Below are 23,243 nucleotides of genomic sequence, written 5' to 3'. Positions count from 1 at the left end.
TACTTAGTATTCTGGACTTAGTTTTTCGCACACATATTTTCTTTCACGCAATTAAGTGCTTCTTCCACTACATTGTGCATATCAAAATACTTGTACATTCCAAGTCTACCACCAAAAATTACATTTGATTCTTTTTCAGCTAACTCTTTGTACTGTGCATATAACTTGTTATTTTTCTCGTCATTCATTGGATAGTAAGGTTCGTCGCCTTTCTTCCAAGTTGCAGGATATTCTTTTGTAATAATTGTCTTAGGTATGCTGCCTTCGTTTCCACCCTGACATGCAAATTCGAAATGTTTGTGTTCGATAATTCTCGTATATGGAATTTCGTACTCTGTGTAATTCACTACTGCGTTGCCCTGATAATTTTCCTGTTCAAGTTCCTCTGTTTCAAATCTTAATGAACGGTACTCTAATTCTCCGTAGCAGTAATCAAAATACTCATCAATCATTCCCGTAAATACAATTTTATCTGCTATGTTTTTGTATTCTTCTTTTTTGTCAAAGAAATCCTCGTTAAGTCTCACTTCAATGCCAGCCAACATTTTCTCAATAATCTGTGTATAACCGCCTACAGGAATTCCCTGATATTTATCATTAAAATAATTGTTATCATATGTAAATCTTACAGGCAAACGCTTAATAATGAAACTTGGTAACTGATCGCATGGTCTTCCCCACTGCTTACCTGTATATCCCTTAATAAGCTTCTCATAAATATCTTTTCCTACCATTGAAATTGCCTGTTCTTCCAAATTCTTTGGTTCAGTAATTCCTGCTTCTTCTACCTGCTCTTTAATCTTCTTTCTCGCTTCATCCGGTGTGAAAACTCCCCACATTTTATTAAATGTATTCATATTAAATGGCAAGTTATATAATTCGTCCTTGTATCTTGCCACAGGCGAGTTGGTATATCTGTTAAATTCAGAAAACTGCTGTATGTAATCCCATACTTCTTTGTTATTAGTATGAAAAATATGTGCGCCATACCTGTGTACATTGATTCCATCAATATTTTCTGTATATATATTTCCTGCTATATGTGGTCTCTTATCAATTACTAATACTTTCTTTCCTATTTTACTTGCTTCATGTGCAAAAATACTTCCAAAAAGTCCTGCACCTACTACTAAAAAATCGTACATACTTTAATCTCACTTTTCTAATTTTTAAGTTATTATTTCTTATATGGAATAACAACCCATATTATTATAATTTTAACACGTATATAGGAACATTAAAAGGTCTTTTGTGGGAAAGAAAAAACCTGCAAGTGTTCCATTTTTTCAAAACACTTGCAGGACTTTTTTCTATTTTCTATTTCATTGTTAATTGTTCTATGATTACTTCCAAGTTCTTGTTTATGCCGACGGCATTAATATTACCACAAATCTGCTTGACAACTTCTATATTTTCTTCCAAATCATCTGCTATTTCTTCTACAGTTTTTCCTTTTTTTATTTTCTTATATACCATTTCAACAAGTTTTTTGCGTTCTCCAAATTCAATTCCCTGCACTTTGCCCATCTCTATGCCTTGAGCTTTGCCAATTTCTATGCCCTTCTCTTTACCAACTTCAACACCATCATTATATGTGTTTTCTAATGTCTGCTTTTCGTTATACTCTGTCAAGAACATTCTAACCACCTCCGCCTTATTTTCCAGCAGAAATTCTCGCAACACATCTTCATTTATGCATTCGTCCACAGCCATTTTCACTGCTTCCTCTTCACTGAAATCCTTACTGGAATATTTACTGATATACTCTCTCATCCTAGTTGTTAGTATAACATATCCTTTCAGCACTTTACACTTTGAAATTAAACTATTATTATTTCCTGTATTTATATTTATTACTTTTGCTGTCCACTCAAACTCTCCCTTATCCACAGTATGAGCAAATGCATCTGACAGTTTTAGTTCTATTACCTCATCCTTTTTTTCTGTTCCATTGTATAAAACATAGTATTGTGGTGTTGGCAACTTTATTAGTTTTCTGTTATAAATATCTAATTTATGCTGTTTTATATACTTGTTGTATAAACTGCCACAATATAAAAACCCTCTAAGTGGCATGTTGGGATTCCATGTGCTTTGCTGTTCAAACAGTGCCATGTTGCTGTCAATTATGCATGACACGTCATTTCTCATGCTCATGTATATGGCATTATCAAGGGTATTAATTTCCAAGTCTTCCTCTCGTGTGTAATTCGTTCCGTTTAATGCGTTAAACAAATCCAATAAATTCTTCTTGTACTTCTCATATCCAAAAATCATGCAAAATATTCTGTCTTTGTACTCTCTGTTTACACTACTCATGTATTCCCTCCTCATAGTTTGGTATAGTTTTAATTATATCTCTTTTTGTTTGAATTTTATTATATTCTTTTTGTGATATATAGTCAAGTATTTGTTGTTTGTTTTCTATTTTATAATTCAAAATAAGTATTTTTCTAGTTTTCCATAAACTTTAAAACTATTACATAAGGAAACTGCACAATCTCCCTATGGAGAAAGTGCAGTTTCCTACAAAATTTCTATAAACATTTATTTTAAATAATTTTTCTTGTAAAGTAAAAGAATGAATACAATTGCTATGTTATGCAAACCAAGTTCTTCACTGTGACAACTGACAAAGTTAAAAGAAAGTGCTCTAACGCCGTCGGTTCATAAAGGCAGCGTAGTCGGCTTTATAGAACCGCTACAAGCATTTGGCAGCGGGAGCGTGCTTTCGTTAATTTGTCAGGTGGCACAGTGTGTGCTAATAAATAACAATTGTCTTCCATTATTCAAACTATTTCTTAAACTTACATTTTTTAGCCTTCGAGTATTTTCCATAAACTACTTTCTTGCCAACTTTCCTATAAGCTCTTACTTTTACATAATAAGTCTTTCCCAGTTTAACCTTTGACTTTATGTATTTGCGTTTGTTTTTCTTGATTTTCTTTACAACTTTGAATTTGCCTTTCTTGCCAATTCTAATTGCAATTTGATAACCTGTTACGCCTTTTAGTTTTTTCCACTTAATGCTAATTTTTCTCTTGAATTTGCCATTGCTCTTTTTAGAGATTTTCTTCTTTAGTTTAATCTTCTTAACCTTGGCAGGTCGTTTTATTTTTGTTGTAACAGATGTACCAGGTTTTGTTGTTTTTCCTGGAGCTGTTGTTACTTCGCCCGCTCCTGTTGTTTTACCTGGAGCTGTTGTTACTTCACCTGTTCCTGTTGTAGTACTTGGCTTTGTTGTTTCACCATTTCCTGTTGTAGCAGGGTTACTTGTTGCCGGAATTTCTGTTGTTCCACTTGGTTTTGTTGTAACATCATCTGACTTATTTGTTGTCTCACCAGGCTTTGTTGTAACTTCACCCGGCTTATCTGTTGTCTCACCAGGCTTTGTTGTTGGCTTTGGTGTTTCTGCCGGTTTTGTTGTCGCCGGCTGTGAATTTTTAAACTTTGCATAAAGTACAATATTTTCCAAAGTACCCTCGGCTATTTCTGAAATTTGTTGTGTGTAACTATCATCTAAATACCAGCCCTGGAATTTTTCACCGCCTACCGGGTTTGTAAGTTTAACTGCATTTCCATAAACATATGTTGATGGGTTGCTATGTGTAGCATTACCTAAACCATTATAGTCAATAGCATAAGTGTTTCTATCATAATACACCTTTAATTCTAAGCTGCCATCTTCTTTTACCACACCGAAAAGGCTACTCTTTTTAACATTTACTGTAAAGCCCTGTCCGTTGTTTTCCTGAACGTTATTATTTTCTACAACATTTTTCTTTGTAGCAACAACAGCTTCTCCCACAGTGCCTTCAACAGTTACTGCCATGTTTTTATTTTCAGTATATTCATTTTGGTCTTTATCCTGAACAAAATACTTCACGCTGTAATTTGCTTTTTTATTATTTGTTCCGGCATTTCCCAAATCTGATATTTGTGCCAAATTCCAATCGGTAAATTCTTTGTCATCAATATTAAATCTATAGATAACATAATCGCTTCCACTTACAGTTTCATTAGCAACTTTCTTAAACCCATCGCCTGATTTTTCCATAAAATATCCCGGGCAATTGCCGCCATTACTTGCGACAGCTTCGTTGTAAAACGCCTCTGCCTCTGCCTGTTTACTAACAACCTTATAGTAAAGTAACACTCTACCTGCATTGTCTTTTACAACAAAATTAAGTTTACCATCACTTCCTATGTATGCTCCTCTGTCTGTATTTGTAGAAGTTTTCTGGTCAATGTCATAATATAATCGCAGAATCAATTTTCCGTTAGGTAAAACAACACCTGTTGTAATTGAATTTTCATTAAGTTTGTATCCGTCATATGTTTTCTCAACTGCAGATACTTCCTTACCAACAATACTTGTCACTTTAACAGTATCTTCTTCCACAAGATTATACTCACTTCGGTCTTCACTCTGTTTATAGTATTCAACTGTAAAATTTGTAATTATGGACTCATCAACAAACTTGGCATATAACGTCAAATCGCCTGCGGTTGTTGGTGTGATTTCCGTAATTTCATTCTCATAATTAGAATCAGCAAACCAACCTTCGAATTTATAACCTGCTTTTGTAGGATTTACTAACTTAATGCTACTACCATATCGGTAGTTAGTTGGATTACCACCGTATGCATTCTGTCCAGCAGCCCCTGGCTGTGCATTTGTAAATACACCACCGTTTAGAACATAACTTATAGTGTAGTTGTTACGCTCATAGTAAGCTTTCACCACTGATGAATTATCTTCCTTTACAGCTGTAGTAAGAACATTACCTTTGTTACTACTGTCAAAATTAAAACCTGTAATATTCTGTGGCTGATATGTATAGCTTGTTTCTCCTTCTTTTACACTAACCTGACTTGAAGTCATGTCGTAGCCATTACCTGCATAATTTTCTAAATAATTTTCTACTGTTACTTTTGTTGTGTTTCCAAGTAACTCACTATCATCAATATTTGGATTAGCTCCATCACCTGTCTTCTTGCCTACATAACTTGAGTTAGCTGGAACATCTACATATGTATCATCTGTAAAATAAACTCTCTTCACCTGATCTGTGTGATTCTCTGCAACGTAAGTTTTCTTACCGTCCTTGCTTAAAACCAATGAAAGAGGATCGCTACCTGTAATAGAAAAATCCTGATTTCCATATTTCTGAAGTGATGTTATATATGACAATGTATGAGCCCTTGACTCACCGTTTTCAACCTTTCCAGTATCACTTTGATCCCAACGTGCCAACGCACCATCCGGATCATAATAGGCATAATATTCTGCAATTACATCCTGATTTGTTTTAGGATCTATAAGCATGTCTTTTTTTCCGTAATTTGTACAAATCTGGTTTTTATTTGCCACAAAATGCTGCCACTGCTTACTGTTCTCATCTATGCTGTCCACAACATTTTTTACTTTATCCTTGTATTTTCCCATATAAAGAGTTGCCCCTGAAATAGGAAGCATGGTAATTGTTGTTACTTCAATGGAATTTTCTGTCCACCAAGCTGTGTGATCATAACGACCGCCAAACAATCTTGTAACTGTCTGAATATTGTAATTATCTTTGTCTTCATATTTGTCTGTAAAAATTTCATCATGTACATCATAGTAGTAGTCCTCAATTGCTGCCACTTCTGTTGTATACATATAAATACCTGCATCTCGAACTTCTTTATCGCCAACAGCCTCGCCCCAAAGAATTAATGATGCCCAGGCATTAATAGATTCAGACGAAGACTCCTGATTGTTTCCACCTGCCAGTCCACCCTTCTTGTCTACTAATTCACCATTTTCATCATATTCATAATTGGCAACGCCTGATGCCCATGAATGACCTTCGTAAATGTCAAAGTTTCTAAGGAATGGATATCTTGTAGAACTGTTTTCGTTGTAGCCCTTACCATCACGATGAACATTGGCAATATCACCAATCATCTCGTAAACCATGCCACCCCATTCTTTTGCCCATTCAGGCTTTTCCATGGCAACTGCTGCAGCTGCTTTAATCCAATATCCGTAATGGAAATGGTGGTCATTTACCTGTTTGTCAGAATCATAAGATGAAGGATACCCAATTAAAGTACCGTAATTCTTGTCATAGTAAAAATAATCGTCTTTATAATTTCCGCTAATATATCCCTGATATGGATCAAACCAAAATTCAAGGTAATCTTTTACTCCATCAACCATTTCATCTGTAATAGTCTTCATGTCAGTATCATCGTTATCAAGCTGACCTGAAAGCCATATTGCATCTGCCATAGTGTTAAGATTCTTTCCAACCCAATATGTATCATAGCCACCATACTGACCTTCTAAATAGCAAATCCACTTTGGATCATCTTTTTTCTTTCTATAGTCGTATAAATAACCAAGCTGTTCCTTGATTTTGCCAACTGTTTCCTCATCAGTTGTTGTTGGAAGTGTTGACAAAATCCCGTTGTACTGCATCTGAGTTACATAACTTGAACCTACAACAGTTTTCATTGTTCCACGAATTGTGTTGTAAGTGTATTTTGTAAAGTCAGCTTCAGTATAACGCCACTGGTGTGGATAAAGTGCCATAATTGTGTCTCCACCTACAGCTCCTGTTTCCATATTCTTAGTTGTTACGTTATATTTTGTTACAACCTTGGCTGAATTATTAAGATATTCCCACTGTACCTTTGTATCCGTAATAAAATTAAAAGCATACTTTTCATATAATGAAAAAGCCTCGTTGCTTCCATCCGGTAGAATTGCCACAGACATATAGTTTTTGCCTGCTGGTAACTTTGCTGTAAGTTTTCCACCTGCATTAGTCCATGTAGTTCCTGAAGGTGCGCTTAACATATAGTAATGTGTCTTACCGTCTTTTTTGTTCTTAAGACTTACACCAATAATATTTGAAGCTGTTGTGTTCTTTACTATAGCTAAATCTGTTGCGCCTGCACCAAGTGAAATTGTTGGTGACATATTATCAAAAGTATAGTATGCATAAGGAGTTCCCTTAGCAATAATTGCTCTCATGGAACTGCTGCCTGCATTGTTTGCCATTACAATCTCGTAACTCCAGTCTGTAGTTTTATCAACGCTTGCATCTTTTGCACTAAAGCTGTCTCCACCTACTACAAGTTCCACTGTGTCATCTTCTAACAAGCTTTCTACTGTTGGCTCTCCGTCAACATAGGAAGTGCTATCAACTACTGCCGGTGATGCCATCTGCATTCCGTTACTTGCTGCTCTGTAAGCAAGTGGATGTGCATAAAGCGACTCAGAATATTGATCAAAAACAACTGAGCTTGCCCAATCGTTTGTTGGCACTGTTCCAACTGTTTCTTTATAATTGTCGGTTAAATAAACCTTTGATGGTGGAAGCGAATCTTTTCTATCAGTCCAAGTTTGTCCCCAATCTTCTGTCCTTACCCCAAAAACCTCTGTTTTGTATCCGCCCTTATCAACCATCACATTAACAGAATCATCTGTAAAATCTGCTGCTGATACGTTTGTTATTGGTACACTAGTTGCCAACATTGTAATAGAACAACATAGCGCCAATGATTTTTTTAAAAGTCCTTTCTTCATTTTGTCTCCTTTTTTGTTTAATATTTTAATGTGCCTATTATTTCTATTTTACACTCTAATGGCTTTAACTGTATATATATATTAAATCTCTTTTTTACAATTTGTTAGTGCAATTATTTTATTTTCAGTGTTTATTTTAGCGAAAAAAGCACAAAATCTTTTGACCTTGTGCTTTTCTATGTTTATTGTAATTAATATTTGAATTCTTATCTTCCAAATCAACTCACTAAATATTCTAGTCTCTCTGGAAAATATCTCTTGTATAAACTTTTTCCTTAACATCATCTAAACAACTATCGTATCTGTTTGCAATAATTGCCTGACTCATTTCCTTGAACTTATCTAAGTCATTTACAACTTCGCTTCCAAAGAATGTATCACCATCTTCTAAAGTTGGCTCGTAAATAACAACCTTAGCGCCCTTAGCCTTAACTCTCTTCATAACACCCTGAATTGAGCTCTGTCTAAAGTTGTCACTATTACTCTTCATTGTTAAACGATAAACACCAATTACAACATTCTTTTCTTTTGAATCATCGTAATCATAATCACTGCTGTAATCATAGTAGCCTGCCATCTGAAGAACTCTGTCTGCAATGTAGCTCTTTCTTGTTCTGTTGCTTTCTACTATGGCTTCGATTAAGTTTTCAGGTACGTCAGCATAGTTTGCTAATAACTGCTTTGTATCCTTTGGCAAACAATAACCGCCATATCCGAAACTTGGGTTATTATAATGTGTTCCAATTCTTGGATCTAAACATACACCATCAATAATTTCCTGTGTGTTTAAGCCCTTTGACTCTGCATATGTGTCTAATTCATTAAAATAAGCAACACGTAATGCTAAATATGTGTTTGCAAAAAGTTTTACAGCTTCCGCTTCTGTGAATCCCATAAATAATGTATCAATATCTTCCTTGATTGCACCTTCCTGTAATAACTTTGCAAAAGTATGAGCAGCTTCTACTAACTTATCATTGTTAAAATCTGTTCCTACAATAATTCTGCTAGGATATAGATTGTCATACAAAGCCTTGCTTTCTCTTAAAAATTCAGGGCTGAAAATAATATTTTCGCTACCTGTTTTTTCTCTGATACTCTTTGTATATCCTACAGGAATTGTTGATTTAATAATCATGATTGCTTCAGGATTATATTCCATTACTAAATCAATTACCGCTTCAACTGCTGATGTATCAAAATGCTGTGTCTTGCTGTCATAGTTAGTTGGTGCTGCAATAACAACAAAATCTGCATCTTCGTAAGCTGCCTTTGCGTCTAATGTTGCTGTAAGGTTTAAATCCTTTTCAGCCAAATATTTTTCAATATAATCATCCTGTATAGGTGACTTCTTATTATTAATAAGTTCAACCTTTTCAGGAATAATATCAACAGCAGTTACCTGATGATGCTGTGATAATAAAGTAGCAATTGATAATCCAACATAACCTGTTCCTGCTACCGCAATCTTCAAATCCTTAAATTCTCTCATTGTTCTACCTCACTTGTTTTTAACTTATGATTTTGGTGTCAAACAACTAAATCCTAATCACACCAATTATTCATTATGTGTAATCAGACTTCCTGACACTGCAATCAAATTATAAATTCGTTTTGATATTTTAAATTTAACAAAGTTAAATGCATAGACCCTTTAACCTTCTTAATATAACACAAATACATAATCATATAAAGAGAAATTATTTAATGACATGTACACCTATTGTCGTACATTTTCCTATAATACTCCCTGTATTCTCCTGAAATAATTGTTTTCCACCATTCTTTGTTATCAAGATACCACTGAATTGTTTTCTTGATTCCGTCGGCAAATTTTGTTTCAGGTAACCAGTCACAATAATGTTCATTGTCTATCTTCCTAATTTTCTTCCTTTCATTCTCTTCTGTCTAAAACTTACATAGAACCTTTTCTGCTAACAATAGAAACAACAGTTTTCAACAATATTCTTATGTCTAAACCAGGTGTCCAGTTTTTTATGTATTCCGTATCCAATCTTACGACTTCCTCAAAATCCGTAATATTACTTCTACCGCTTGTCTGCCACATACCGGTAATACCCGGTTTTATTGACAATCTGGCCCTATGATGAAGTTCATATTTTTCCCACTCATCAACAGTCGGCGGTCTTGTCCCAACCAATGACATGTCACCTTTTAAAACATTAATAAACTGTGGAAATTCATCTAAACTTGTTCTTCTTATAAAATCTCCAATTCCTGTTTTTTTCTCACCATTAGGCATTATTTTATTGCCAATGATTCTCTCATCAAAATCTAATTTAAACATCATACCGTCTTTTATACGGTTCTTTTCCATAAGTTCTTTCTTTCGTTCTTCCGCATCTCTGTACATACTTCTAAATTTGTACATCTTAAATCTTTTTCCATTTTTTCCGATTCTTTCCTGCTTGAAAAATATCGGGCCTGGTGAACTGATAAAAATAGCCGGAGCTATAAAAACAAATAATACTCCCGTAAAAAAAGTTCCGACTAACCCACCAACTATATCCAACATTCTCTTAAGAAATGCTTGTTTTGCTGTTATATAATTTATAGTAGTTGTCATAACAGCATAGTCGCCCATTCGTTCAAAAATTTGCTTACTTCCAATGGTTTCGAATTCCTGTGCTATCCCTAAGTGTACCACAACACCTGTTTCTACTAACTTTTCCAAAAAATCATGAGCTTGTATTTCAGGTATATCTATTTTTACAAAAACCTCATCTACCCACTCTCTGCAAACGTACTTTAGTACATCATCATAATCTGCCACAACCGGGATTCCTGAAATTACATCGCCCTCTCTTTTTTCATCAATTATTGCCACACCGTTAATGTTATAACCTGCATAATTATTCTTCTTCATTTTAGTCACAACATCTTCTGCAATACCATTATTAGTTATAATTAAAAGTGTTCTGTTATTTATATCCAAACTGTATTTTTTTAATATCTGTTTCCATATAATTCTTTGCACATATGAAATAAATGCGTACAACGGCGTTGTCATAAAAATAACTATTCGTGAAAACTGTGTGCTTTCTTTCAAGCTAAAAATAAACAACACTGCAACTAGCATTATTAATATTGAATGTTTTAGTGTTACTGCAAATTCCTGATAATAGCCACGTTTTAGAACGTCTTGAAAAGTCTCAAAAATATATATAATAGCTATATCTGCCACTTCAATAAATATTGCCAAATTGCGATAGTCCATATCTAAATATGGATTTTGTAAACCATGTCTTATTACATATGACAAAATAAATGCAATTTGCAAACATAACATATCTATTATCATAAAATCCAAGTGCTTCATCCAACCTTGTCTGTATTTTCTGTACATTTTATTCTCCTATGTATTCCTGCACTTACAAATTTTATCTGTCTGTTTTTCTTTTATAATTTGATTTAGTTCCCCCGAAAATCTTAATTCACAATTTGTATGTTTTCATTACATTATGATTTTCTATTAATTATCATTATATTCCGTTTCATCTATTCTCCTTTATTTTACACTAATACAAATATTGTGTAAATGAGATAATATTATATTGCTTTTTATATTTATTTTTTTTTATTGAGTTTTTTTGTAATCCCTGTTTATTTTCTTTTGTAAAATTCTTATTTTTTACCTATTTGTAAACTTTTGTGACTTAAATGTTAAATGTCCCGCTCTCACCTTGCCTTTATGAAAAAAGGGGGATAATATTAATATTAGTTTATAGAATATTAAATTCAGTTTGTGTTTTTAATTATAGGTTTTGCACTTTTAATTAGGACCTACGGAATTTATTTTTTATTTTTACAATTTAATAATTTAAATTTAGATTGGAGATTTTAGTATGAATTGGCGAGACAAATTCACAAATTTTATGTATGGGAGATATGGAGTTGATCAACTTTCTAGATTTATGTTAGTAGTTATTTTTATTTTATGCGTATTGTCACTTTTTGTAAGAGGCAGTTTTATGAGCTTTCTTATTTTGCTTTTAATTATTCTTACTTACTATAGAATGTTTTCCAAAAACATTTACAAGAGAGCGGCAGAAAACGAGAAGTATTTAAAGTTCATTGGCAAATTTAAGCGTAACGGCAATGGTTACAATGGTGGATATCAAAACAACTACGGTAATTATCAAAACAATTATGGCGGAGGCTACACTGGAAGTCGTGCTAACACACAGGATAGAAAAAACTACAAATATTTTAAATGTCCTACTTGTTCTCAGAAAATCAGAATACCAAGAGGACATGGCAAAATTGAAATTCGCTGTCCAAAGTGCAGCACTAAATTTATTAGAAGAAGCTAGGGAGCTTTCCTTTTGCACGCCAATCGGCAGAGTTTTACATTTGCTTATTGGGAAGTTTTCCAAAGGAGTTTTATGTTTGGATACGTTGTTATTAACAAACCTGAATTGAAATTTAAAGAGTTCGATGTTTACAAAGGCTACTATTGTGGTCTTTGTCATTGTTTAAAGGAGCGTTACGGCATTACAGGTCAGGTGACTTTAACTTATGACATGACATTTCTGTCGTTACTTCTTACCAGCCTGTACGAAGCCCCTGTTACAGAAGAACACCATCGTTGTATTTCTCATCCACAGGGGAAACACCTGATGCTTAGCAGTTCTTACACTGACTATGTAGCAGATATGAATGTGGTTCTTGCTTATTTTAAAGCAAGAGATGATTGGCATGATGACAAAAATATTATTAAGTTAGCTTTTTCTTCTATTCTAAAGAGAAAATGCAAATCATTTTCCAAGAAAAATTCAAGGGCTGACTCAAGAATCGTAAGTGTTTCTAGCACTGCGTCAAATTTCGGTAGCGAGAGTGTTTCCGGGACTGAATTTGATACCCAGATTGAATCTGATTTTTGTGATAAATCCAAATCAATTCTATATAAGGAAAAAGTTGAGTTGATTTCCCGGTATTTAGATGAGCTTCAGCAGTATGAGGAAACTGAGGAAACTAATATTGACTTAGTTGCAGGTTCTTTCGGGAAAATCATGAGCGTTTTGTTTACGCCGAAAGATGACCAATGGGCTCCTATTCTTAGCCGAATGGGATTTTTCCTTGGAAAGTTTATTTACATACTGGATGCTTACAAGGATTTGGAAAAAGATTTGAAAAAAGGCAGTTACAATCCTTTTAAAAATATTTGCAAGGATGAGGATTTTGATGATAGAATAAAGCAGATGCTGACCATGATGATGGCAGCTTGTTCGAAAGAATTTGAATTTTTACCAATATTAGATAATGCTAATATTTTAAGAAATATATTATACGCGGGAGTTTGGACAAAGTATTATGAGTGATCCATATAAGGTTCTTGGCATTGACAGAAGTGCCACAGACGATGAAGTAAAAAAAGCATATAGAGAAAAAAGTAGAAAATATCATCCTGATGCTAATATTAATAATCCTAATAAGGATAAGGCGGAAGAGATGTTTAAGTTAGTTCAGCAGGCATACGACCAGATTATGAACGAGCGTAAGTACGGTTCTTCCGGCAGTGGTTACGGACAAAGTGCCGGTGGCTATGGTCAGGGTTACGGTTCTGGCGGTTACGGAAGTTACGGTCAGGGCGGTTCAAGTGGCTATGGAAGTTATGGGCAGGGTGGTGCCTATGACGATCCTTTTGGTGGTTTTGGACCTTTCGGAAGTTTCTTTGGTGGCTACAGTTCAAATGGTGGCAATGGCTACGGAGGTGCTAATGCGTCTAATCAGGACCCACATTACACTGCCGCATCAAACTACATTAACACTGGTCATTTTCAGGAAGCGCTCAATGTACTTGGTTCAATTGAAGACCGTTCAGCATACTGGTACTTCCTAAGTGCTGTTGCAAACAACGGTGTTGGAAATAATGTCCTTGCCCTTGATTTTGCAAAAACTGCACTTCAGATGGAACCGGGAAACAGTACATATCAGCGCCTTGTACAAGCTCTTGAAAGTGGTGGCGACTGGTACGCAGGCAGACAACAGGAATTCGGTGGAACAGGTGCTACAATTTGTAGCGACCCATGTACAACACTTTGCATTATGAGTCTTTGTTGCAGATGTTAATTATATAGAGAGAATTAATAAACCTCAAATATAAGTTTTTACACTTTATATTTGAGGTTTTTATTATCTGTTAATTTTATCCCTTATCTCTTCTACTTATTCACTTTTACCCTTTTAACTGCTGACCATTTACCAACATTTTTTCCATTAACACCTCTTACTCTAAAATAATAAGTCTTTTTCTTTTTTAGCTTGCGTATGTTAGCTTTAGTCTTTGCAGTGGTAATTGTTTTCGTTTTGTACTTTTTATTGTTTGCAAATTTTTTGTTTAAAGAATACTGTAACTGATATTTCTTGGCATTATTTACCTTGCCCCAAGTAACACTTACAGCTTTCTTTTTATTGTTTTTTGCTTTTTTGATTTTAGCTGTTCCAATTTTCTTTACTGTAGGTGCTGTTTGAGTATCTCCTGTAATAGCGAGTTTTTCCAAACCTACACTATAATTATATGAATAATATTCCCCTTCTATTTTTTGTTCAAAATCGTCTGGAAGTTTCAACAATTGTACCTTACCCTCCACCGGAGTTGCAACCTTGCCTAATATACTGTCATCTTTCACTGTATAAATAGTATATTTTTGGATTCCGGCGGGATTCTCATCATTAATATATGTTACTGTGTATACCCCATAATCCTTTCCGTCAGCTGTGCTATGATACATTGACAAATAAGTTTCTCTAAATGTATCCATTATTATGACCTCATTAAATTTTGCATCCTGACCGTTTTCAACCACTCTTGTATATCCATTATTTTCAGGTTTTATGCTACTTTGTGTTTCTATAGGTTTTGCAACCCATACAATATTTCCCTCTTCTATGCTTTCATCTTGAAGCATTTCATACATTTGATATTCGCCTGTTTCTTCGCCCATGTTGTCATACTTGGCATTTCCACCATAGTACCTGTCATCTTTTTCAAATTTAGCAAGTTGATATCTGTCTTCTGTTCTATAGGCTTTAACTGATACAGGAATCTGGTACTTTTCTTTTACCTGTTTAACATTAACCTTGGCAGATGTTTTTCCCTTTATGGCTATGGCTTTTGCAGGTTCACCATTTGAAGCTGATACGGTTTCAATTACCGGAGCTCCTTTTTGCGAATACGCTTCAAGATTTACGCTCTTTTCAATTGTAAGTAAACCTTTTGTACCCTCAGCATACATAGAAATAGCTGACTTCTGCTTTTTGTTTTTGTTTATGATTAATTTGCCATTTCCTGAAACTGTTAAATTTCCACCATATCCATCACCCCAAATTAAAATGGCTCTTAACTGATTTTCACCTTTAACCACAACTTTAAAATCATCGCCCATAACGTTTGTAACAAGATTATATGCCTGCATTTTAACGTTGTTTAATGTTAAAGTATTTGTTTTTTTATCATAAGTTACTCCGTTTACTTTTTCTACTTTATCCTGTGAAAAATTTGAAAAAATATATTTTGAAGTACTTTCTGAAAATAGTCCAACATACGCCGGTGGATATTCTTCACTGCATGGCCCATTTGCTCCCAAAACCATTTGTGGCATTATCGTAATAATTAATGCTACTGTCATAAAAAAACTTAAAATTTTACTTTTCATATACATTCTCCTTTCTGCTCACACAAATCTTACTTCAGACAAAATCCTGCCTTATGAAAATCCTGCCTTATGATAAAGTCCTAGCTTGCAATTAGATTGTGCCTACAACATGATTTTGTCTTACAATAAATTTCTAAAAACCATTGTTGTATTTTATGTATATGCTATATTATTTTTTCCAACTTTTTTAGTTTACATTTGTCTCATTCTTTTATTTTTGCTTAAGAACAACGATGTCGCTTACGACATTCTACTCACCAATCAGGTGTTGCCATACAACTACTTTCTTATCTCACCAAGGTTCATCCCTAGCGGAACGTTTTTCTGTTAAAAACACTTTTAGTTCTTTTGAATGTTTTTTGTTTTTCTGTAGTTTTTCTATGTTATTTTGTTATTCTGTATGTTTTTTTCTATTTTTCATGCTTTAATTCCTAATTTTTATGTACTGTTTTCCATTGTCTATTCACTGCTTTTTGTTTTAGGAGAGCTTTCCGGTTTTTACACCCCTTTCGATGTTTTCTACAACAAAGGGGTGGGTTTACCGGCTTTTGCTTTTCTTGCTTCTTCGCAACCTGCCGGGTTTTCCACCCCTTTCGATGTTTTCTATAACAAAGGGGTGGGTTTACCGGCTTTTTCCTTTCTTGCTTCTTCGCAACCTGCCGGGTTTTCCACCCCTTTCGATGTTTTCTATAACAAAGGGGTGGGTTTACCGGCTTTTTCCTTTCTTGCTTCTTCGCAACCTGCCGGGTTTTCCACCCCTTTCGATGTTTTCTATAACAAAGGGGTGGGTTTACCGGCTTTTTCCTTTCTTGCTTCTTCGCAACCTGCCGGGTTTTCCACCCCTTTCGATGTTTTCTATAACAAAGGGGTGGGTTTACCGGCTTTTTCCTTTCTTGCTTCTTCGCAACCTGCCGGGTTTTCCACCCCTTTCGATGTTTTCTATAACAAAGGGGTGGGTTTACCGGCTTTTGCTTTTCTTACTTCTTCGCAACCTGCCGAGTTTTCCACCCCTTTCGATGTTTTCTACAACAAAGGGGTGGGTTTACCGGCTTTTTCTTTTCTTGCTTCTTCGCAACCTGCCGGGTTTTCCACCCCTTTTAATATTTCTTCTTTAACATGAGTGAAAATGTTAGTGAATTACACTTTATACAATCTATTTCACCTACATTTTCCATATAGCTTGATAGTACATATAACTACATACTTTCTAAGTATTACATATAACTGCCCACTACTTCCTACAATTCTCTACTTCGTGCCAACATCCTGAAAGGTCTCACTCACGCAAGTTTCCAACAATTCTTTATTGCGCAACATCCTAACAAGTCTCACTCACGCAAGTTTCCAACAAGTCTTTATTGTGCAACATCCTAACAAGTCTCACTCACGCAATTTTCCAACAAGTCTTTATTGCGTAACATCCTAACAAGTCTCTACTGTACGCCGGCTTCCAGCAAGCCTTTGCTGTCGCCAAATCGTCCTTCGTCTGTGCTTTCTCCAAGTACCACGCTAAGGCACTGATTGTCACCTTTCTTTGCAACAGACACAAGACACTTTCCTGCACTGTCAGTGGTTCCTGTTTTCATTCCCTGGCAATATTCATAATAATAATTTCCGCTTTTTAGAAGCAGTTGGTTTGTACTTGTCCATGTTTTGCCTAAAGTTTCTGATGTGAAGCTTGACTTCTCACATATACTGGCAATTGTTTCGTTACTGTATGCTTCCATTGCAATCTTCGACAAATCACTTGCTGACGTATACTGACCTTCTGCGTCATATCCGTCAGGTGTTGCAAAATGTGTATTTTCAAGATTCATATCACGCACATTTTTATTCATTTCAAGAACAAAACGCTCCACACATTGAGAAGGTGTAAAAGTTTTACCTTCGTTTGCAATGTTGTCTTCAAAAATTGCTTTTCCCGTGGCGTTTGCCAAAATATACGCAGCATCATTTCCTGACGCAAGTAGCATTCCGTTAAGAAGTTCCTCTACTGTAACTACCTGCCCTTTTGCAAAACCTGCTTTACTTGAATCTGCTGCAATCATATATACTTCGTCACCAATCGTTACAACATCATTTAAATTCAAAGTCTGAAGCACTGTAAGTGCCGTCATTAATTTAGTTGTACTAGCAGGTGCTCTTCTCTCATCTGCATTCTTTTGATACAAAATATCTTTACTTTTCACATCAACCAATATTGCCGACTTAGCACCCACTGTCTTATTTATTTCCTGGTTGCTTTCTTTATACTCTATTGGTTTCAGGCTGTAATCTGTCCATGGATTTTTTTCGCTAATCACATAATTATCGTGAATAAAATCCCTAACAACTGCTTCACTTTGCACCGCAGTTTTGGCCGGACCTATTGTTTTTGTTTTTTCTTCGCTGTTTACTCCCAAAAATACAATTCCAATGCTTAAAAGCACTACAAGAATTGCACTGAGCAAACATCTTATTTGAGCTTTCATTAAATCACTCCTTCGTTTTTCCTTTCAGTATAATTACTTGTTTACATTAACTATATAATATCAATTATTTAATTAAATTACTAAAAAATTTAATGCAATTTAGGGATGCTCCTTGCCTACTCATCTATAATGGTAGAATTAATAACAAAATTTCTTAAAGGCTATTCAACCCGAAAGATGGAACCTAGTTCCGATTTTATCTACAATAGTAGAAATTCTTAAAGGTTATTCAACTGGGGGGGGCATTAATGACCCCTAAAGTATCTACAATAGTAGAAATTCCCCATGCATTACTTTCACTTCTAATATAAATCATCTGACGTAAAAATATGGTGTTTAAATGAAATATTTTCCCACTGCACTTCTGCCGTAACAGTATTGTCACTTTTCCACTTTTTATACATTTCGTCTGGTAATTTTTTGTCATTAAAAGACATAAGGTTTTCAACCTTGTCGGCAATTTCTTTTTTCTCGAAAACCTTCTTTAGTCTGCTTTTGCTAATTCCGATTTTTGAAAGTAACTCACCATTTGTCTCCGTGTAGTAATTTGAAAGTTTTATGTCAATCTGGTCGCTTTCTTCCTGAGACAATGTAACTGCATACTCATCCCTTAATGCATACATACATTCCCGCCTACAAATATCATCAAGAACTGTGCTTTTTACAAGATTTTCCATTGAAACGCCTTTGCTTGTCTTCTTGTTCCAATTTAAATCTTTACCCTTTGTTAAGTAGTATGTTTCGTAAGTTCCCTGGGCTGTATACGCGTAGTATTTGGCTTCATCTAAATATACCTTGATTTTCCCTGCGTGTATGGCAACTGTTTTATCATCTGTTTTTGTAGATGACTCCTGCTCACTTTTGCTACTTGAACTTCCACACCCGAAAAGTGTTAGAACCATGGCTGCCACCATGAAAACTAAACATATTTTCTTTATTTTACCTAAAACTCTCAATTTAATCTCCTTGTACTTTCGTTTCCTATCTTATTGTAGCACAGAAAGTGTGTTCTCTACTCTCCCTGCGTTTTTCTTTTTTGTCTTACCCGAACGCAAAAATGTTCCCTCTTTCCTATCTGCGTTTTTCTTTTTTATCTTACCCAAACGCCAAAAGTGTTCCCACTTTCCTATCTGCGTTTTTCTTTTTTATCTTACCCAAACGCCAAAGTGTTCCCACTTTCCTCCCTGCGTTTTTCTTTTTTATTTTATCTCAACGTGGAAAGTGCCTCCACTAATTTCTTTGCGCTTTCAATTACTGTGCTGTTGTCGTTTGACTTTGGTGCGTACTCAAAAGTTAATTTTTCAGGAACAAATTTTAGTCTGCCCTTGTATTCTCTCACCAAAAGTGGAATTCTTGTTGAGTCGATTTTTGCATGATTCCACATTGTTAATTTTATTAATTTTTTGTTGCCTGAAATTTCAGTCACAAAAGCTTTGTGGGCTGCTGCCTTTAAGAGTACAATCTGTAAAAGATTCTCAACCTGATTTGGTATGTCGCCAAATCTGTCAATTAATTCATCCTGCATATCTTCGTATTCTTCCAAAGTTTCAATACCGGCAATACGTTTGTAAACGTCCATTTTTATTGATTCATTCTTAATGTATGATGCCGGCACGTATGCGTCGCAAACCAAATCAACTTTTGTTTCAAAGTCATCATTTACTTCGTTGCCCTTTAAAGTTTCAATTGCCTGATTCAGCATTTTGCAATAAAGGTCATATCCTACAGCTTCCATGTGACCACTTTGTTTTGCCCCAAGCAAGTTGCCTGTACCACGAATTTCCAAATCTCTCATAGCAATTTTCACACCGGAACCTAACTCTGTAAAATCCCTTATGGCTCCCAAACGTTTTTCAGCCACTTCTGTAAGCATCTTGTTTCTATTATACATTAAAAATGCGTAAGCCATACGGTTAGATCTTCCAACACGCCCTCTAAGCTGATAAAGCTGTGACAGACCCATACGCTCTGCCCCATGAATAATCATTGTGTTGGCATTTGGAATATCAAGTCCCGTTTCAATAATCGTTGTACTTACAAGCACATCAATGTCACCATTTACAAAATCATACATGATTTCTTCAAGCTGTCTCTCGCCCATTTGTCCATGAGCAAAAGCCACGTTTGCATCAGGCACCAGACTCTGCACTCTACCTGCCATGTCTGCAATGTCCTGCACTCTGTTGTAAACAAAATACACCTGACCGCCTCTTGCAAGCTCCCTGTTAATGGCATCCCTCACGATTTCGTCATTATATTCCATAACAAAAGTCTGAATCGGCATTCTCTCCTGAGGTGGCTCTTCCATAACGCACATATCTCGAATTCCAATTAAGCTCATATGAAGAGTTCTTGGAATTGGCGTTGCCGTTAAAGTCATTACGTCTACATTATTTTTTAATTCTTTAATCTTTTCTTTATGTTTTACTCCAAATCGTTGTTCCTCATCAATAATTAAAAGTCCCAAGTCTTTGAATTTTACATCTTTTGATAAAAGTCGATGTGTACCAATTACTATGTCCACATATCCTTTTTTTAAATCCTTAATTGTGTTATCTATATTTGATTTTGTTCTAAATCTGGAAAGCATCTCAACTCTCACAGGAAAATCCTTGAATCTCTGTTTAAAAGTCTTGTAATGCTGCTGCGCAAGAACTGTTGTTGGCACAAGATAAGCAACCTGTTTGTTGTCCTGAACCGCCTTAAAAGCCGCACGTATTGCAACTTCTGTTTTCCCAAAACCTACGTCTCCGCAAATCAGTCGGTCCATAATCTTGTTGCTTTCCATGTCTTTTTTTACATCGTTAATTGCAGTTAGCTGGTCGTCAGTTTCCTCAAATGGGAACATTTCCTCAAATTCCTTCTGCCATTCTGTATCAGGAGAAAACTGATAGCCTGTTCCGTTCTGTCTGATTGCGTAAAGCTGTACCAGTTCCTTTGCAATATCTGCAACGGCACGTTTAACCTTGCCTTTTGTTTTACGCCACTCCTGTCCACCAAGCTTGTTTAACTTTGGTGGTTTAGCTTCACTATCAGCGTACTTTTGAATCATATCAAGCTGAGTTGCCAAAACATAAAGATTGCTGCCTCCTGCATATTCTATTTTAATATAGTCCTTTACCACATGGTCAACTTCTACTTTTTCAATTCCCTTATAAATTCCCAAACCGTGATTTTCGTGTACAACGTAATCTCCAATATTCAGGTCCGCAAAACTTGAAATAGTTGTTCCTGAATAGCCGTGTTTTTTTCTTTTACGTTTCTTCTTTTCCCCAAAAATATCTGTGTCAGAAATTGCCACAAATTTTATCATTGGGTAGGTAAAACCTTTTCGAAGGGAGCCTTTTACAATCATCACCTGGCCCGGCTGGACTTCTCTTTCGCTATCACTTTCAAAGAAAGCACTAATCTGAAAATCCCTTAAATCCTGGGCAAGTCTTTTCCCTCTTGTAGCTGATGATGTGACAAGTAACACAGAATATTTCTGTTTCTTGTATTTTTTCAAGTCCTCCACAAGCATTTCAAACTGGCTGTTATATGGGCTGATGTTTCGCGCATCCACATCAACAAACTCTTCCACATTAAAGCCTTTTACTTTTTGAGCTATAGTTGTAAAAAGGACTTTTTGTTGGTCATTTATTCTATTTAAAATATAATTTTTGTCCCACAAAATGTCTGTCTGACCTGAAAGCACATACCCTTTAAGCAGTCTGTGGCTCATGCTTTCCTTAAATTCAGTTTCCACAACTCTTAACTGTTCTTCCACCCTTGCCGGTTCATCTATAAAAAATATAGGCTCATCGAAGTAATCCATAAGGCTCACTAAATTCTCACAAAAATAGTTTACATAACTATCAATTGCCACGCTATATGGATTAATATCCATATTTGTCAAAAACTCACCAACTGTATTTTTTAAATTATTAGCTTCCTCTGTGTTAAATTCTTCTCTAAATTTCTTTTCAGATTTCTCTAATTCTTTTTTAATTTTGGCAATGCCATCCTCAATTGTTTTTTTATCAAGGAAATATTCGCTTGCCGGATAAATTTTCACACTTTCTATATTTTCAATTGAGCGCTGACTTTCCACGTCAAAGCTTTTGATAATGTCAACTTCGTCATCCCAAAAGTCAATTCTGTAAGGTGTCTCGTCTGTTAAAGTGTAAATATCCAAAATACTACCACGAATTGCGAACTGTCCCGGGCTGTCGATTTGTGTTACTGCCTGATAGCCCATCACGGCAAGTTTTGTTTTCAGGGCATCCATTTCCACAATGCTACCCTCGCCAATTTCAATATAATTATCCTTTATCTTTTCCAATGGTTGTATTTTATCAAGAAAAGCATCTACCGTAACTATCACCGTAAAAGGCTTGTTCTCCACAACCTTCTGGATAAACTCTAATCTCTGCTGGAGTATATAGCTTCCATGAACATCCGCGCTAAAGAAAATCAAATCCTTTGCCGGATACATTACAACATCATCTGTAAAACCTTTCATATCATCGTACAGTTCTTTAGCTTTTATGGTACTAAAAGTAACAATGACTTTCTGCTTGTAGCCATTGCTTAATCCGTTAATAAAATGAGCCAGCTGGGAATCTCCACACCCTGTCACCTGACAGGATTTCTTCCTGGATAAGCAGTCCCTGACCTGCTCATATTCATTTAATTTTTCTAGTGAATAATCAAAATAATTCATACTATATACCGAGCCTCATTAACTTGCTTTCTACATTGCCTATTTATTGTGCCACACTTCTTGCGTTGCATATTTTAATGTATCTTCTCCACTACTATTTAACCAATATATTTTCTGCACGTATTTCATCAAAAATATTCTAATTAAATTTGTTCATGGCTGTTTGTACATCATACATAACAATAACTTCTGAAGCTGATGCAGCATTTCTTACAGCATCGTCAACTATTTTTCTTTCACCCTTTGAAAATTTTCCTAAAACATGTTTTACAAGGTCACCTTGATTAGCCCCAACTCCAACTTTGATTCTTGTGAACTGATCTGTGCCTGCATGAGCAATTATGCTCTTCAAACCATTATGACCGCCAGCGCTTCCTTTGGCACGAATACGAATCTTGCCTGTTGGTAAACTAATATCATCTGCGATTACTATTATGTCTTTTGTTGGATCTAACTTGTAGAAATCCATTACAGCCCTAACAGACTCCCCACTTAAATTCATATATGTTTGAGGTTTCACAAGTATAACCTTTTCGCTTCCAATTTGTCCAACACCACATAATGCCTTATGTCTTTTTGTATTAACCTGCACTCCCATTTGGCTGGCAAGTTCATCTATTACGTCAAAACCAATATTGTGTCTTGTTTTGTCATATTTCTTTTCCGGGTTTCCCAGACCTATAATTGCATACATATTAATTCCATTCCTTTTCGTTGTCTAAATTACAATTATACCATTATAAAGGCCTAAATTCAATTTAAGAGATTTAATGATGTGTATATTATAGATATTATGACTCTATATTTTTTAT

At 35.3% G+C, this 23,243-nt stretch carries 14 protein-coding genes and 1 pseudogene; 4 read left to right on the top strand and 11 right to left on the bottom strand.

Annotated elements, in window-relative coordinates:
* Positions 1 to 17 precede the first annotated feature (17 nt).
* The 6 genes and pseudogenes from glf to DWZ69_RS00790 form a co-directional block, all read right to left on the bottom strand.
* Complete coding sequence (glf, locus tag DWZ69_RS00815; protein ID WP_118435637.1) at positions 18 to 1,145, bottom strand: UDP-galactopyranose mutase; 1,128 nt, start codon at positions 1,143 to 1,145, stop codon at positions 18 to 20.
* Positions 1,146 to 1,317: 172 nt separating this feature from the next.
* A complete protein-coding gene (locus DWZ69_RS00810) occupies positions 1,318 to 2,319 on the bottom strand; it encodes a hypothetical protein (protein WP_118435634.1) in 1,002 nt (333 codons plus the stop codon).
* Positions 2,320 to 2,794: 475 nt separating this feature from the next.
* Positions 2,795 to 7,579 (bottom strand): glycosyl hydrolase, encoded by a 4,785-nt coding sequence (locus DWZ69_RS00805; RefSeq protein WP_117999328.1) that lies wholly within the window; start codon positions 7,577 to 7,579, stop codon positions 2,795 to 2,797.
* A gap of 235 nt (positions 7,580 to 7,814) precedes the next feature.
* A complete protein-coding gene (locus tag DWZ69_RS00800) occupies positions 7,815 to 9,071 on the bottom strand; it encodes a nucleotide sugar dehydrogenase (RefSeq protein ID WP_117999327.1) in 1,257 nt (418 codons plus the stop codon).
* Positions 9,072 to 9,283: 212 nt separating this feature from the next.
* A pseudogene (locus DWZ69_RS12220) lies at positions 9,284 to 9,430 on the bottom strand (dTDP-glucose 4,6-dehydratase); the annotation flags it as partial.
* Between the two features lie 64 nt (positions 9,431 to 9,494).
* A complete protein-coding gene (locus DWZ69_RS00790; protein WP_118435631.1) occupies positions 9,495 to 10,946 on the bottom strand; it encodes a sugar transferase in 1,452 nt (483 codons plus the stop codon).
* Between the two features lie 625 nt (positions 10,947 to 11,571).
* On the opposite strand from DWZ69_RS00790, the gene DWZ69_RS00785 reads away from it, so the two are divergent.
* The 3 genes from DWZ69_RS00785 (at position 11,572) to DWZ69_RS00775 (ending at position 13,672) form a co-directional block, all read left to right on the top strand.
* Positions 11,572 to 11,913 (top strand): hypothetical protein, encoded by a 342-nt coding sequence (locus DWZ69_RS00785; RefSeq protein WP_243002583.1) that lies wholly within the window; start codon positions 11,572 to 11,574, stop codon positions 11,911 to 11,913.
* A gap of 72 nt (positions 11,914 to 11,985) precedes the next feature.
* Positions 11,986 to 12,921, top strand: coding sequence for a DUF5685 family protein (locus DWZ69_RS00780; protein ID WP_118435628.1), 936 nt, complete (start codon positions 11,986 to 11,988; stop codon positions 12,919 to 12,921).
* Positions 12,914 to 13,672, top strand: coding sequence for a DnaJ domain-containing protein (locus DWZ69_RS00775; protein WP_117999323.1), 759 nt, complete (start codon positions 12,914 to 12,916; stop codon positions 13,670 to 13,672). Before DWZ69_RS00780 ends, DWZ69_RS00775 begins: the two co-directional genes overlap by 8 nt.
* A 92-nt stretch (positions 13,673 to 13,764) precedes the next feature.
* On the opposite strand, the gene DWZ69_RS00770 is transcribed toward DWZ69_RS00775, so the two are convergent.
* Positions 13,765 to 15,258, bottom strand: coding sequence for a fibronectin type III domain-containing protein (locus tag DWZ69_RS00770; RefSeq protein ID WP_158561074.1), 1,494 nt, complete (start codon positions 15,256 to 15,258; stop codon positions 13,765 to 13,767).
* Positions 15,259 to 15,658: 400 nt separating this feature from the next.
* On the opposite strand from DWZ69_RS00770, the gene DWZ69_RS00765 reads away from it, so the two are divergent.
* The gene (locus DWZ69_RS00765) at positions 15,659 to 16,378 is read left to right on the top strand and encodes a hypothetical protein (protein WP_118435625.1); all 720 of its coding nucleotides are present in this window, start codon (positions 15,659 to 15,661) and stop codon (positions 16,376 to 16,378) included.
* Between the two features lie 313 nt (positions 16,379 to 16,691).
* On the opposite strand, the gene DWZ69_RS00760 is transcribed toward DWZ69_RS00765, so the two are convergent.
* The 4 genes from DWZ69_RS00760 to pth all read right to left on the bottom strand — a co-directional run bounded on the left by DWZ69_RS00760 (position 16,692) and on the right by pth (position 23,125).
* Positions 16,692 to 17,729, bottom strand: coding sequence for a D-alanyl-D-alanine carboxypeptidase (locus DWZ69_RS00760; protein WP_117999320.1), 1,038 nt, complete (start codon positions 17,727 to 17,729; stop codon positions 16,692 to 16,694).
* A gap of 302 nt (positions 17,730 to 18,031) precedes the next feature.
* On the bottom strand, positions 18,032 to 18,685 hold the full coding sequence (locus tag DWZ69_RS00755) for a hypothetical protein (RefSeq protein ID WP_117999319.1): 654 nt from the start codon (positions 18,683 to 18,685) through the stop codon (positions 18,032 to 18,034).
* 248 nt (positions 18,686 to 18,933) lie between these two features.
* On the bottom strand, positions 18,934 to 22,431 hold the full coding sequence (gene mfd / locus DWZ69_RS00750) for a transcription-repair coupling factor (RefSeq protein WP_117999318.1): 3,498 nt from the start codon (positions 22,429 to 22,431) through the stop codon (positions 18,934 to 18,936).
* 139 nt (positions 22,432 to 22,570) lie between these two features.
* The gene (gene pth, locus DWZ69_RS00745; protein WP_118435622.1) at positions 22,571 to 23,125 is read right to left on the bottom strand and encodes an aminoacyl-tRNA hydrolase; all 555 of its coding nucleotides are present in this window, start codon (positions 23,123 to 23,125) and stop codon (positions 22,571 to 22,573) included.
* Positions 23,126 to 23,243: the final 118 nt, after the last annotated feature.

The sequence above is a fragment of the Eubacterium sp. AF34-35BH genome, assembly GCF_003477765.1.
Lineage (GTDB): Bacteria > Bacillota > Clostridia > Lachnospirales > Lachnospiraceae > Eubacterium_G.
Note: the sequence above shows the minus strand (reverse complement) of the source record. Positions and strands in the feature narration are given on the sequence as shown.

Bases quoted from the DNA above. Each gene is read 5' to 3' on its own strand.
- glf (WP_118435637.1), bottom strand. From the start codon at position 1,145: ATGTACGATTTTTTAGTAGTAGGTGCAGGACTTTTTGGAAGTATTTTT.
- DWZ69_RS00810 (WP_118435634.1), bottom strand. From the start codon at position 2,319: ATGAGTAGTGTAAACAGAGAGTACAAAGACAGAATATTTTGCATGATT.
- DWZ69_RS00805 (WP_117999328.1), bottom strand. From the start codon at position 7,579: ATGAAGAAAGGACTTTTAAAAAAATCATTGGCGCTATGTTGTTCTATT.
- DWZ69_RS00800 (WP_117999327.1), bottom strand. From the start codon at position 9,071: ATGAGAGAATTTAAGGATTTGAAGATTGCGGTAGCAGGAACAGGTTAT.
- DWZ69_RS00790 (WP_118435631.1), bottom strand. From the start codon at position 10,946: ATGTACAGAAAATACAGACAAGGTTGGATGAAGCACTTGGATTTTATG.
- DWZ69_RS00785 (WP_243002583.1), top strand. From the start codon at position 11,572: ATGAGCTTTCTTATTTTGCTTTTAATTATTCTTACTTACTATAGAATG.
- DWZ69_RS00780 (WP_118435628.1), top strand. From the start codon at position 11,986: ATGTTTGGATACGTTGTTATTAACAAACCTGAATTGAAATTTAAAGAG.
- DWZ69_RS00775 (WP_117999323.1), top strand. From the start codon at position 12,914: ATGAGTGATCCATATAAGGTTCTTGGCATTGACAGAAGTGCCACAGAC.
- DWZ69_RS00770 (WP_158561074.1), bottom strand. From the start codon at position 15,258: ATGAAAAGTAAAATTTTAAGTTTTTTTATGACAGTAGCATTAATTATT.
- DWZ69_RS00765 (WP_118435625.1), top strand. From the start codon at position 15,659: ATGTTTTTTTCTATTTTTCATGCTTTAATTCCTAATTTTTATGTACTG.
- DWZ69_RS00760 (WP_117999320.1), bottom strand. From the start codon at position 17,729: ATGAAAGCTCAAATAAGATGTTTGCTCAGTGCAATTCTTGTAGTGCTT.
- mfd (WP_117999318.1), bottom strand. From the start codon at position 22,431: ATGAATTATTTTGATTATTCACTAGAAAAATTAAATGAATATGAGCAG.
- pth (WP_118435622.1), bottom strand. From the start codon at position 23,125: ATGTATGCAATTATAGGTCTGGGAAACCCGGAAAAGAAATATGACAAA.